Annotated in this window: 17 protein-coding genes; all 17 read right to left on the reverse strand. The window is 31.1% G+C overall.

The features are described from left to right. Nucleotides 1-11: 11 nt before the first annotated feature. A complete protein-coding gene (locus CPG45_RS16125) occupies nt 12-749 on the reverse strand; it encodes an OmpA/MotB family protein (RefSeq protein WP_096233225.1) in 738 nt (245 codons plus the stop codon). Then, nucleotides 742-1,527 (reverse strand): flagellar motor protein, encoded by a 786-nt coding sequence (locus tag CPG45_RS16130; protein ID WP_096233227.1) that lies wholly within the window; start codon nt 1,525-1,527, stop codon nt 742-744. The genes CPG45_RS16125 and CPG45_RS16130 overlap by 8 nt, the downstream gene beginning before the upstream one ends. Before the next feature lie 11 nt (nt 1,528-1,538). Beyond that, entirely contained in the window at nt 1,539-1,742 is a 204-nt protein-coding gene (locus tag CPG45_RS16135) for a flagellar FlbD family protein (RefSeq protein WP_096233229.1), read from the reverse strand. Nucleotides 1,743-1,786: 44 nt separating this feature from the next. Further along, the gene (locus CPG45_RS16140) at nt 1,787-3,061 is read right to left on the reverse strand and encodes a flagellar hook protein FlgE (protein WP_096233231.1); all 1,275 of its coding nucleotides are present in this window, start codon (nt 3,059-3,061) and stop codon (nt 1,787-1,789) included. Nucleotides 3,062-3,130: 69 nt separating this feature from the next. After that, the gene (locus CPG45_RS16145; RefSeq protein WP_096233233.1) at nt 3,131-3,493 is read right to left on the reverse strand and encodes a TIGR02530 family flagellar biosynthesis protein; all 363 of its coding nucleotides are present in this window, start codon (nt 3,491-3,493) and stop codon (nt 3,131-3,133) included. Between the two features lie 9 nt (nt 3,494-3,502). Further along, entirely contained in the window at nt 3,503-3,907 is a 405-nt protein-coding gene (locus tag CPG45_RS16150; RefSeq protein ID WP_096233235.1) for a flagellar hook capping FlgD N-terminal domain-containing protein, read from the reverse strand. A 13-nt stretch (nt 3,908-3,920) separates the two neighbouring features. Next, nucleotides 3,921-5,252, reverse strand: coding sequence for a flagellar hook-length control protein FliK (locus tag CPG45_RS16155; RefSeq protein ID WP_096233236.1), 1,332 nt, complete (start codon nt 5,250-5,252; stop codon nt 3,921-3,923). Between the two features lie 15 nt (nt 5,253-5,267). Continuing rightward, nucleotides 5,268-5,846 carry a MotE family protein gene (locus CPG45_RS16160; protein WP_096233238.1) on the reverse strand — a complete coding sequence of 193 codons (579 nt, stop codon included), beginning with the start codon at nt 5,844-5,846 and terminating at the stop codon, nt 5,268-5,270. A gap of 3 nt (nt 5,847-5,849) precedes the next feature. Beyond that, nucleotides 5,850-6,302 (reverse strand): flagellar export protein FliJ, encoded by a 453-nt coding sequence (gene fliJ, locus CPG45_RS16165; RefSeq protein WP_096233240.1) that lies wholly within the window; start codon nt 6,300-6,302, stop codon nt 5,850-5,852. 4 nt (nt 6,303-6,306) lie between these two features. After that, nucleotides 6,307-7,620, reverse strand: coding sequence for a flagellar protein export ATPase FliI (gene fliI / locus CPG45_RS16170; protein WP_096233242.1), 1,314 nt, complete (start codon nt 7,618-7,620; stop codon nt 6,307-6,309). Continuing rightward, complete coding sequence (locus CPG45_RS16175) at nt 7,610-8,374, reverse strand: FliH/SctL family protein (RefSeq protein WP_096233244.1); 765 nt, start codon at nt 8,372-8,374, stop codon at nt 7,610-7,612. The genes fliI and CPG45_RS16175 overlap by 11 nt, the downstream gene beginning before the upstream one ends. Further along, nucleotides 8,367-9,386, reverse strand: coding sequence for a flagellar motor switch protein FliG (gene fliG / locus CPG45_RS16180; RefSeq protein WP_502695793.1), 1,020 nt, complete (start codon nt 9,384-9,386; stop codon nt 8,367-8,369). The genes CPG45_RS16175 and fliG overlap by 8 nt, the downstream gene beginning before the upstream one ends. A gap of 1 nt (nt 9,387) precedes the next feature. Beyond that, entirely contained in the window at nt 9,388-10,893 is a 1,506-nt protein-coding gene (gene fliF / locus CPG45_RS16185; RefSeq protein ID WP_096233248.1) for a flagellar basal-body MS-ring/collar protein FliF, read from the reverse strand. A 25-nt stretch (nt 10,894-10,918) separates the two neighbouring features. Continuing rightward, the gene (fliE, locus tag CPG45_RS16190) at nt 10,919-11,206 is read right to left on the reverse strand and encodes a flagellar hook-basal body complex protein FliE (RefSeq protein ID WP_096233251.1); all 288 of its coding nucleotides are present in this window, start codon (nt 11,204-11,206) and stop codon (nt 10,919-10,921) included. 10 nt (nt 11,207-11,216) lie between these two features. Further along, the gene (gene flgC / locus CPG45_RS16195; RefSeq protein ID WP_096233253.1) at nt 11,217-11,663 is read right to left on the reverse strand and encodes a flagellar basal body rod protein FlgC; all 447 of its coding nucleotides are present in this window, start codon (nt 11,661-11,663) and stop codon (nt 11,217-11,219) included. Between the two features lie 5 nt (nt 11,664-11,668). Continuing rightward, entirely contained in the window at nt 11,669-12,076 is a 408-nt protein-coding gene (gene flgB, locus CPG45_RS16200) for a flagellar basal body rod protein FlgB (protein WP_096233255.1), read from the reverse strand. Nucleotides 12,077-12,312: 236 nt separating this feature from the next. Then, entirely contained in the window at nt 12,313-13,077 is a 765-nt protein-coding gene (gene codY / locus CPG45_RS16205; protein ID WP_096233257.1) for a GTP-sensing pleiotropic transcriptional regulator CodY, read from the reverse strand. Between the last annotated feature and the right edge of the window lie 8 nt (nt 13,078-13,085).

Raw genomic sequence — 13,085 nt, forward strand, 5'->3', positions numbered from 1 at the left:
CTCTTATTGGGTTAAGAATTATCATTTGTATTTTTCAAAATAACAATATCAACCCTTCTATTTTTAGAACGATTTGCATCGCTATCGTTTGGAGCAACCGGATGATATTCACCGTATCCGGCAGCAGATAATAATTCAGGATTCATCTTTTGTATATCAATAAAATACTTAACTACATTAACGGCTCTTGTTGTTGACAATTCCCAGTTACTTTTATATGTGCTATTACTAATAGGTACATTATCTGTATGCCCTTCAACTATTATAGGTCTTTTTGCATCTTTTAATATTTGTGCAAATTTTGTAAGGGTATTTAACGATTCAGGTTTTATGTCAGCACTTCCTGTGTCAAAAAGAACTGTATCTTTAAATCTAATAAGAAGTCCTCTTTCATTTAATTCAACATTAACATTATTTTCCATATTATTTTTTTTTAAATAGTCTTTTATCTCTGTATATAATTTTAAAAGTTCCACATCTTCCTTTTTATTGGAAATGTTCTTGTTAAGACTTCCTTGGCTAACTAATTGTGATAATTCTGTATTTGTTGTTTTTCCACTATCGAGAATACCTATATATCCTTGAAAGGATGAAATTATAGACTCGAATTTGTTAGTATCTAATGTTGCCATAGAAAACATTAATACAAAAAATGTTAGTAACAATGACATCATATCAGCATATGTATTCATCCATTCTTTTTCGTCTCCTTGTTCTGATGATTCATTAAACTTCTTTCTTCTATGCATTAATATCACCTGTCCTATGCTGTATAGGCTTTCTATGTTTAGGCGCTAGAAATGCCTTTAGCTTTTCCTCTATAATTCTGGGATTCTCACCAGCTTGTATTGATAAAATTCCCTCAATCATTACTTCTTTCAATAACACTTCTTGTTGGCTTCTTGCATTAAGTTTTCTTGCCATTGGTAAAAATACTAAATAGGCAAGTATTGAGCCATAAAATGTTGTAATAAGTGCCACAGCCATGCCAGGGCCAACTTTTTTAGGGTCATCAAGATTTTTAAGCATATTTATAAGACCGATTAATGTTCCTATCATACCAAATGCCGGTGCATATGCACCCATAGCTTGAAAAACTCCTTGACCTTGTTTATGCCTGTCTTCTAAAAATGATATTTCTGTCTCCAAAATATCTCTTACAAGTTCTGGATCTGTTCCATCGACTACAAGTAAAATCCCTTTTTTTAAAAATTCATCATCAACATTTCTTACAGCATCCTCTAGTGATAGCAAGCCCTCTCTTCTTGCAATATTTGCAAGATCTATAATTTTTTTAATTTCAGTATTTGGATCATATTTTCTTTCAAAAAATACTTTCCCAAATGCCTTAAATGAATCAATTATCTTATACATAGGATATGATATTAATGTACTGGCGAAAGTCCCTCCTATTGTTATCAAGGCTGATGGTAAATCCACAAAAGTCATTATATTACCATTCATGAAAATAGCCCATACAATTAATGACACACCAGCAATTACGCCAGCAACAGTTGCCAAATCCATTTACGAACACCTCACATTGAAGGATATTCAAATCCATTAAATATTTTTCTTTTGTATACTATAACCTTTTCTATTATTTCTTCTTTTTTTTCTTTAACAACTATCTTTTTCCCCGTTGTTAAGCTAATAACAGTATCAGGCGTTTCCTCTACAAATTCAATCATATCAGCATTTACAATAAATTCATCACCATTTAACCTTGTAACACTAATCACAATTGCGCCTCCTTATTTAGTTACCGGGCCAAAGGCCCGGTATTTTATCTCTTTAGATTGACAAGGTCCTGAAGTATTTCATCTGATGTAGTTATAACTTTTGAATTTGCTTGAAATCCTCTTTCTGTTGTAATCATATCCGAAAACTCATTAGCAAGATCAACATTTGACATTTCAAGTGTTCCAGGGTTTATGGTACCTCTAGTTCCTGTATTTGCCGCACCAATCATTGGATCACCAGAATTTACAGTATTTATAAACATTGTATTTCCTGCTTTTTCAAGACCTTGCGAGTTTTGAAAGTCTGCTATTGCAATTTGGCCTATAACCTGCATTCTACCGTTAGAATAAATACCTGAAACAATACCATATTTATCAATGTTTATATTTTCTATAGAACCCGCTGCATTTCCGTCTTTGCTTAATTCACGTAAATCTGTTGGATTCGCATACATCGTAAGCTTAGAGAGATCTACAGTAATATTGCCATTATTTCCTATGGTTGCATTTGTTCCTATTCCCATTCCAGATAATGATACAGTGAAAATACCTGCCGGTGTAGCCGGTGGTGTTGGTTGAGGTATTTTGCCATTTGCATCAAATGTTATAGTCCCTAAAGTAATAGGACTTGTTGTTAAATCATTATTATCAAATTTTATTATTGATGCATTCCAATTGCCATTATTATCTGTTTTTTGAAATTGTATTGTTGCAATATGGCTTCCACCTTGTGAATCATATATAGTAACATTATAACTAACAATACCATTGACTGCAGTACCGGCATCAAGATTGCCTCCTAACTGTATCTGCGTAGTTGTAGCCGGCGTATTGCTAGACCAGTTTTTTATGTTTATAGGAGAAAGATTACCGGTATCGGTATTCACAGTTTTACCATCCGCCGATATCCATCCCATTACTTTATATCCATCTGGTGTTACAAGGTCCCCATTAGAATCAAAAGTGAAATTCCCTGCTCTTGTATATAGATTAGCACCACCATTATTAACAACAAAGAAACCATTTCCATCTATAGATAAATCTGTTGGATTATCTGTTCTTTGTGACCCACCATTTGTAAATAATGTATCTATAGAAGCTATTGCAACCCCAAGTCCGATTTGCTGTGGATTTGTTCCGCCACCATTTCCCTGTGGCGCAGACGCGCCTTTTATTGTCTGGTTAAAAATCTCCTTAAAAGTCATTCTGCTGGCTTTAAATCCAACTGTATTAACATTTGCGATATTATTTCCTATTACGTCCATTTTAGCTTGATGTGCTTTTAGACCAGAGACTGCAGAATACATAGATCTTAACATATTTATCCTCCTTTACGCTGCCCGCTTCGTCTGTCATTCAAAAGCGGTAAGCCTCCTTTTAGGTCCGGCTTATACTATAACAGCGCCATCAATATTTGTTATTACATTATCTTTCAATGCCCTTCCATCCATTGCAGTTATAACTACTCTATTTTTTAAATTAACCACAAATACTTTATTTCCAAGCAAAATAAGTGTATCTTTTATGCCTTTAGAATCTGCTTTATTTATAGCATTGATTAGCATATTGTACTCAGATTCAGAAATCGATAAATCTCTTAATTTAATCCTTTCTAATGCATGTTTAGAAAACTTTATTTCACTTGTTTTCTTGTCAATTATGCTTTTAAAACTATTATTATCCCGAGGAGTTGATTTACTGTTTGATACATTGTTTATGCTGATATAGCTATTTAAATTAACTTTGTTCACTGTATCACCTCAGTCTGTCACAACAGATACAGAATCTATTGGCACATCTGAGCCTTGAACCTTTAAGTAATATTTGCCTCCATCAACATAAACGCCATCAACTTTTCCGGTAATATTTTTGCTATTGCCATTTACATCAGTAGTCGCTGAAACATTTTTGCCAATGAGGCTATATGCCTTGACAGCACTAAAGCTAGAATTCAAATTTTGCATTTGTTCTAATGTAGAAAATTGTGCCATTTGTGCAATAAACTCTTTATCATCCATAGGATTTAATGGATCTTGATTTCTAAGTTGTGTAACGAGAAGTTGCAAAAATGCATCTTTTCCCAATTCGGAATTAGGGTTGTTGCTAACCTTTGTTCCATCATTATATGTATTTATGTAATTATTGTAATTTGTATTTATGGACATATCATTCACCTCCTTATATTATTACATCTACATGATCATCTGTTAAATTATTCATTAGTGCATATGTTTTTGTACCAAATTCCGTTGATTCATAATCATCATCATAATTAAATCTAAATTTATTGTTATTCTGCTCTTGATATCTTTCGCCATGACTTCCTTGCTCATTATATTGTGAAGTAAATTGCATATTTTTGTCGACCGATACATTAAAACTTTCTATTTTTATACCCTTTGATTCTAATTGATTGCTTAATAAACTTAAATTTGCCTCTATTTGATGCTTTACTTTTTCATTATCAGTTAATATATTAGCTGTCAAATTTCCATCAGTTGACTTTATGTTTATTTCAATTCTTCCTAAGAAATCAGGTTTAAGCTGTATTTTTATTGTTGACGTTGTATCATTTTTAGTTAAATTAATATTTTTTACTATCTGATTTATAATGTCATTTTCTCGCAAAGGCTTTTTGACATCAAAAACATTCGGTGATGTATCAAATTCTACGTTTTCTTGATTGCCTTGAAAAATAATAACATTATCTGTTTTTAAATCTAATGTCTTGTTATTCTCTTGTGTACCTTTATTTTCATTAAGGTTTTTAATTTCACTATTTTTTTTGTCTACCTTGATATCATAAAATAATTTCTTTTCATCATCTTTTTTGTTCATTTCTTGATTGGAATTGTTATTATTTTGATTAACATTCTTTATAACATCTTTAGCAATTTTCAAATTGTCCATTTGATTGCTGTCTTGAACTTCATTAATTTTAGACTTATTATTGTTATATTCATGGACAACATTTAAATCCAATTCCTTATTCCTATTATCCTGATATTCTTTTATTTTATTGTCTATCATATCTATACTCGGCAATTTTATAAAATCTTTAAAGTCCTTATCTTTAATCATGTTAAATATTGTTTTAGTATCAATGTTTAATCCAAATTTTTCTTTAAGTAGTTGTGATATAATTTTGGATATTTCGCCTATATCAACTTGTCTTGTATACTGAATATTGTTTAAACAATTATTTATCTGTTTTACTATGTTTTCATCTATAAGCAATGATGTATCTATTTTATTTACATTTATTTCATTTTTTAAACTATCAGGCAGCAAATTCACTATTAAATTGATAAAATCAGTTATTAACTTTTTTTTATCAATTGGTAACTGGTTATTATTAATCTTTGTTGAAGAAACATCGTTACCTTTGACATTTCCATTTTGCGTACTTTTTATTATTTTTTTAAAATCAACGTGTTTATTATCATCTACTTTTATGTTTTTTTTATCAGGCATTTTGATAATAACATTGTTTTCCATCGGCTGTATCATTTTTTCACCTCCTCTCTATGGTATAGTGGATGCATTTGTAAAAAGTATTTTTGTAATAGATGCAGCCCTTTGTGGATTAAGTTGTTCTAAAATTTTTGATGCACTATCTTTATTCATATTGCTCAAAATACTTACCAAAACATTATCGTCTTTTATTTGATTTAATATATTTGCCGCATTTTGTGGATCCATATTTTCATAGTATGTTGCGAGTGTCTTTAAATCAGTCTTTTTTGAATCCAGCTGGAGTTTTAAATTATTTAAGTCACTTTGTTGTTTATCAAGTTGTGCTTGTAGCATCTCAAGTTGTTTTTGCCTATCGTTAAGGCTCGTCTCTTTATCCTGAAGTTGCTTTTCCTTAACTGCAAGCTCATCTGCAAGTTTTTTTAATTTATCTTCGCTATTTGTAGGTTGCTTGACTTGAATCAAACCCTTTAAGAGAGGTATTTTACTAAGGTTCATTAAAGTATAATCACTAATGCCGCCAACATTGAAATAAAATAAAGCACCTGAGCCAAGAATTATTATTATTGCTGCAATTATTAAAATTATTTTAATTGGACTCTTTTTATTAACCACAGGCTGGCTTTGCATTGGTTAACCTCCTATTGTGGATTTAGCTACTTTAAAAGATACCTGTTCATCTATAATTAAATTTTGCTCTAACATGGTTAAGTACTTGTATTCATCGTATTTCTTTTCTTTTAAATTTTCTAGCGCTTCTTTCTCTTTACTGATATCTTTAAGTCTTTTTTTTGTTTCATTTATTTCCTTTTCAATCATTGAAATTATCATTTTTTGCTCATTTATTTTATTGTATAATGAATCAAGGTATATACTATACTGTTTTATATCTAATGCTGTTGTTCCAATTTTCGTTTTGTTCTCATTTTCTAATAATGTATTATTTATCTCCTGCATGATTTGATTAAGCTTTTTTTTCTGTATCTCATATTTTGAGATAATCATAGCTAATTTCTCTTTTTCAACTTTCTGCTTTTGTTCTTTTATATTTAATATTGGTTGCAATGAATAATCAAATTTTTTCATTTAATCACCTATTTAAAATATTTTTGAGCATGTCTATCGTGTCTTCGAAACTATAGTTTTCGTCGGTTTTTTGCCTTAAAAAATTTTCCATATCAGTATGTAAAGAAATCGCTTCATCAATTTTGGGATTGCTCCCATGTGTGTAGGCTCCAATATTTATAAGATCTTCAGATTCTGCATAAATCGATAAGATGTTTTTAAACTTAGCAGCTAAGTTTTTATGCCCATCCGAAATGATATCATTCATTACTCTACTTATACTTGATAAGATATCAATTGCTGGGTAATGACTTTTATTTGCAAGTTTTCTTGATAGTACTATGTGGCCGTCTAGTATACCTCTTACAGCGTCTGTTATAGGCTCATTTAAATCATCCCCATCAACTAAAACAGTATATAAAGCGGTTATAGAACCATTTTTAGATGATCCGGCCCTTTCTAAAAGTTTAGGTAGTACAGAAAAAACTGACGGTGTATAACCTCTTGAAACTGGTGCCTCACCTATAGACAGTCCTATTTCCCTTTGTGCCATTGCAAATCTTGTTACAGAATCCATCATGAAAAGCACATCATGACCTTGATCTCTGAAATACTCTGCAATTGATGTTGCTGTCATGGCACCCTTTACCCTCATCAATGCTGGCGTATCTGAAGTTGATACAACTATTATGGACCTTTTTAGGCCATCTTCGCCTAAATCTTTTTCTATAAATTCGTTAACTTCTCTTCCTCTTTCGCCAATAAGAGCAATTACATTTAGATCTGATCTTGCATTCCTTGCCATCATACCAAGCAATGTACTTTTCCCAACTCCACTGCCAGCAAATATACCTATTCTCTGCCCTTTGCCACATGTTAACAAACCATCTATAGCTTTTATACCAAGTGGCATAATTTCTTTAATCCTTTTTCTCTCTAAAGGATTAGGTGGAACATTATTTGTATTTATCAGTTTCCTAAATTTTAGAGGCCCTTTTCCATCTATTGGATTTCCTATCGCATCCAATACTCTTCCAAGTAATTCATCGCCTACACCTACTTTCAGTTTTTGACCTGTTGCAATAACACTATTACCAGGTCCAATACCTTCCATATTACCTAATGGCATAAGATAAACTTTATCATCTTTAAATCCCATTACTTCTGCAAAAATTGAATTACCGTTTATTGATTTTATTTCACATACATCACCTATATTTGATATAGGCCCAACACTTTCGATAGTTAAACCTACAACCTGTGATATCTTTCCTGTATATTTAATAAAGTTCTTCTCATGAATAACATTCTTATACTTCTCAAATATGTCATTGCTCATTTAAGACACCTTTCAATGCTTTTTCTAAATTTTCTAATTGTGTTTTTAATCCTGAATCAATCATTCCAGAAGGAGTGTGTATTATACAATCACCTTTATTTAAAGAAATATCTTTTGCAATATTTATGTCATCAATAAATCTTAAGCTTCTCAGTACCTTATCTTTGTTTTTTACTAAATATTCATAATCTGATTCACTTACTTTTACCGTTACAATGTCAGATGCTTCATAATTTTCTAAACCCTTTTTTATCAAGTTTATAATAATATCACTGTTTTCTTCAATATTTATATCAATAATTTTTTTTACGCATTCTATAATTGTTGATATCATATCGCACTCAAATTCTTTTTGTAGGTTTTTTCTTTCATTTAATATCTCATTTTTTATTTCCCTTGCTTCCGCTATTAGTGATGAAGTTTTTTCTTTTCCTTCCGCAATACCCTTTTTAAGCCCTTCTTCATATCCATTACTGTAGCCTTCATTGTAACCCGTCTTTTTAGCATTTTCTTTTAACTCATTTATTAATTTTTTTGTTTCTTTTAGCAATTTGTCTGCTTCATTTTTCGCATTTTTAATTATCCTATCTTGAATAGTTTGAATATTCTTAAGATGATTTTTAATAATGGAGACAGGTATAGAATTATCATTTGTATCAATATCTTTTTTTTCAATAGTCCTTTTTATTTGTGGTTTTTCTATAACAACTGGTGACGAATTGGTACAATCTTCGACTTTCAATATCTTATACAATTATTTCATCTCCTCCGCCGCGAGATATGACAATTTCACCAGCATCTTCTAATCTTCTTATTATATTAACAATCTTCTGTTGGGCTTCTTCAACATCTTTTAATCTGACAGGTCCCATATATTCAATATCCTCTCTTATCATATCAGCAAGACGTTTCGACATATTATTGTAAATGACTCTTTGTACTTCTTCATTAGAACCTTTTAGTGCTAATGCAATGTCATGATTTTCTACTTCCCTCAATACCCTTTGTATTGAACGATTATCCAATGTTATTATATCTTCAAAAACAAACATTCGCTTTTTAATTTCTTCGACTAATTCAATATCCTTTGTTTCAAGTGTATCAATTATATTCTTCTCTGTCGCTCTATCTACAGAATTCAAAATATCCACAATAGTTTGAAGTCCTCCAGTTGTTGTATAATCTTGTGTAACAAGGGATGAAAGCTTTTTTTCTAGGATTCGCTCTACTTCTTTGACTATTTCTGGTGATGTCGCTTCCATCTTTGCAATTCTCATAGCTACATCAGATTGTATATTTTCTGGCAATGATGATAGTATCGCACCTGCTTGTTGTGGTTTTAAGTATGATAATATCATAGCTATTGTTTGCGGATGTTCATTTTGAATAAAACTTAATACCTGTGATGGATCTGCACGCCTCACAAAATCAAATGGCCTTACTTTTAGCGTAGATGTAAGCCTATTTATGATTTCAATGGCTTGCTGAGTGCCTAATGCTTTTTCGAGTATCTCTTTCGCGTAATCAATACCACCTTCAATTATGTATTCCTGTGCCATACACATATTATAAAAGTCGTCTAGTATTTTTTCTTTTTCTTCTGGTGAAATATTTTTTATATTAGCAATTTCAAGTGTCAATTGTTCTATCTCATCTTCCCTGAGATGTTTGTATATCTGTGCCGAATTGGCAGGTCCTAATGCTATAAGAAGCATCGCACATTTTTGTTTTCCTGAAACTGAACTTTTTACCAATGTAGACACCATCCTATTCTTCGTTCAGCCAAGTTCTTATCAATTGTGCAACAATATCTGGCTTTTGTTTTATTAATTTTTCAATTTGCTTTCTTTTTTCATCTTTTTCATCAGTTGGTATCTCTATATTTTCTATAGGCTCTGCTATTGAAACAGCTTCTTCTAAATTATTAACTGGTAAAGTTTCTTTCTTTTTCTTCTTAGCCATAATATATGAAAAACCTCCAACTATAAGTAAACCTGCAACAAGCAATAACCATAAATAAGGAAAAGATGGTTTCTTTTCACTTTTCATTTGATTTAATAGGTCTGTATTAAATTTTATACCTTGCACAGAAACAGTTACATTTTTACCCCCGGCAGCATTTGATACAAGATCAGTTATTTGCTGTTTCATCGTAGAACTTAAATTATTGCTATTTACAACAACACCTAATGAGATATTTTGTATTTTCCCCTGTGCTGATGTAAGTGTTGTTTTTATTTGATTAATTTCATAGTTTATAGTTGTATCTGTTTTATTATAATTGGAGTTGCCATTATTAGCAGTTTGATATTGGGGTGGATTATTGTTTGTTTGACCGGTTACTGCCCCGTTATTTGATCCATTTGCAATCTCTTTTAGCTCTTGTGTACTTCTTACTATACCTTTATTATCTATTACGGGTTGCCATTCAACTCTGTCCTGCACTTGTTTATCAAAGTTCAAATTCACATTTGCCCTGACAATTACATTTCCAGGTCCAAATACTTGCTCAAGTAGTGTTTGAATATTGTTCTGTAGATCATTTTGCACTTTTGTTTGTAGTGAATATTGTGAATTAGCATTTTCTGCACTATTTTCATTTTGAGCAACTAATATCTTTCCATTGCCATCTATCAAAGTAATATTGTCTGGTTTTAATCCTTCTACACTTTTAGAAACAAAATTTATAATTCCGTTTATTTGCTGCTGTGTTAATGCTGCACCAGGTTTTAATTGTAACATAACAGCGGCAGATGACGATGTTTCATTGTTAGACAGTACAAAATTATTTTGATCTGGAACAACTATGTTGACTTTAGCATCCTGAACACCATCAATAGCTTTTAGTGTATTTTGTATTTCATTCTGAACAAAGTATATGTATTTCTGCTTTCTCTCCTGGTCTGTTGTAGCAAGAGAATTATTCATAGCATCATTGAAGCTAAACCCCTCTTGAGGAATTCCTTCTGTCGCAAGTTTCATTCTGGCTTCGTTTTTATATTGGGCTGGTACCATAATTGTATTTCCATTTCCCGTTATTTTATATGGTATCTTTAATTCATTTTTCAATTTATCTACAACGGCACCAGCATCTTTTACGCTTAAATCTGTATATAAAACTTCATAATTAGGTCTATTTATTATGTAAACTAAAAGTGATATACTCCCAATTAATAATAATGCTATTATTCCAATTTGTATCTTTTGCTTTCGCTCGAGATTATTCCAATAATCATTGATTTGCTTTCTTATGTTATTGATAAAAGCAGGCATCAATTCACCTCATTTCAAATAAGGATTAAACAGGCATCCTCATTATCTCTTGATATGCGTCTAGTATCTTATTTTTTATCTGAATAGTAAGTTGTAATGCAATATCGGCTTTTGTAGCATCTATCATTACATTATGTATATTATTGATATCACCAGTTATCAACATTTGATCATCTTGTTGTGATTTAAGCTGTAAATTATTTACATCATTAAGAGCAGCTTTTAAAATATCTCCAAATGAATTTGTGCTATTATTTATACCAGAAACAGGGTTGCTTCCTATATTCGTTATATAAGGAATTGGATTTATCATAATTTATCACCTATGCCTTTCCGATTTCTAATGCTTTTTGTATCATGGATTTGGAAGAATTAACTGCTGTGACGTTCGCTTCATATGCCCTCGTTGCAGAAATCATATCCACCATTTCAGAAACTACATTTACATTAGGTAAGCTTACATATCCCATGTTATCTGCATCCGGATTACCAGGGTCATATATTCTATTTAATGGTGTTTTATTATCATCGATTATAGCTGTAACTTCAACACCTCTTCCTATATAAGCACCTTTTGCTATATCAAGCATATTACCGAAATTATTTTGATCATCAATTTCTTTAAAGACGACAAGTTTTCTTCTGTATGGTCCACCGCTAGATGTCCTCGTTGTATTAACATTTGCAATGTTTTGAGATATAACATCCATTCTTAATCTTTCTGCGGTCAAGCCAGAAGCACTTATATCAATAGAATTTAAAAATCCCAATTTTTTTACCTCCCATCTTTTACTGCTGTTATAATTGAGTTTAGTTCACCGTTTATCCTTTGTGCTATTGCTTCATAATAGAGCTGATTTTTGGCCAAATTTGACATTTCGACATCAATATCAACATTATTTCCATCAAGTCTCGACGAAGTACTGTTATCTTGAACTATTTGTGGCTTTATATTATCGATAGTTGAAGGGTTTATTGGTATATGATTTTTATCTGTGACATATCCCTCAAGTTTATTTGAACTTAACGCGTCTTTTAAAAAATCTTCGAATTTTACATCTGATCTTTTAAAACCTACTGTATCAACATTTGCAATGTTATTAGATATTATTTCATTTCTCAACGCTGAAGCATCTAATGCTTTTCCCAAAAGATCTACTTGCCCGAAGTTCAATTCTATCATATTTTCCCCTCCAGTCATTAATACTAATATTCGACAAAAATTTTAAATATCCTTCATAGTTCTTACAAATAGAAGCAAAAAAACATTTATTTTATATTTTTTATCAATGAATTATCATTAAATAAAGAAATTAATGTCAAGTATTATCAATTTTTGTCAAAATATATTATATCACGCTGCTTATTTTAAAACCATAAGAAAAAAGTCCTAATTTTCATTAGGACTTTCCGTTATACTTATCTCTTTAATTTTTTTAGCTCATCTATTAGCTTATCATTTAATATCTTAATGTGTGTCCCCTTCATGCCAAGGGATCTTGATTCTATAACACCGGCGCTTTCAAATTTCCTTAAGGCATTTACTATAACCGACCTTGTTATTCCAACCTTATCTGCTATTTTACTTGCTACAAGTAATCCTTCATTTCCTTCTAATTCATCAAATATATGTATGACAGCTTCAAGTTCAGAATATGAAAGTGTTGCAAGTGCCATCTGTACAACTGCCCGTTTTCTTTCATCTTCCTCGAGCTCATCATTTTTAGACCTTAATATTTCAAGTCCAATCACAGTTGCACCATATTCGGCAAGTATAATATCATCGTCGGTAAATTTATCGTTAAATCTTGTTAACAATAATGTACCAAGTCTATTCCCACCACCATAAACAGGAACGATTGTTGCATATTTTTGCTCCTCTTTAATGAGCAATACCTTATCTTCTTTTGTAGCATTGATATATGTTTCCGATATTTTTAACAATTCTTCGTTATATTCCTCTGGAAATTGCTTATTTTTAATTACATCATCACCTGCAATCTTATTACTGTAATCATCTATAAGATTGTAACCTAACAATTTGCCTCTTCTGCTTATTATATAGACATTACAATTTACAACGTCTTTTAATATTTGAGATAATTCATTAAAATTAACTGGTTGAATACCTGTCTTCTGTAGTATCTTATTTACTTTCCTCGTTTTTTCGAGAAGTGTCTCCATATTTATAT

Source organism: Thermoanaerobacterium sp. RBIITD, assembly GCF_900205865.1.
In the GTDB taxonomy this organism is placed as follows: Bacteria; Bacillota; Thermoanaerobacteria; order Thermoanaerobacterales; family Thermoanaerobacteraceae; genus Thermoanaerobacterium.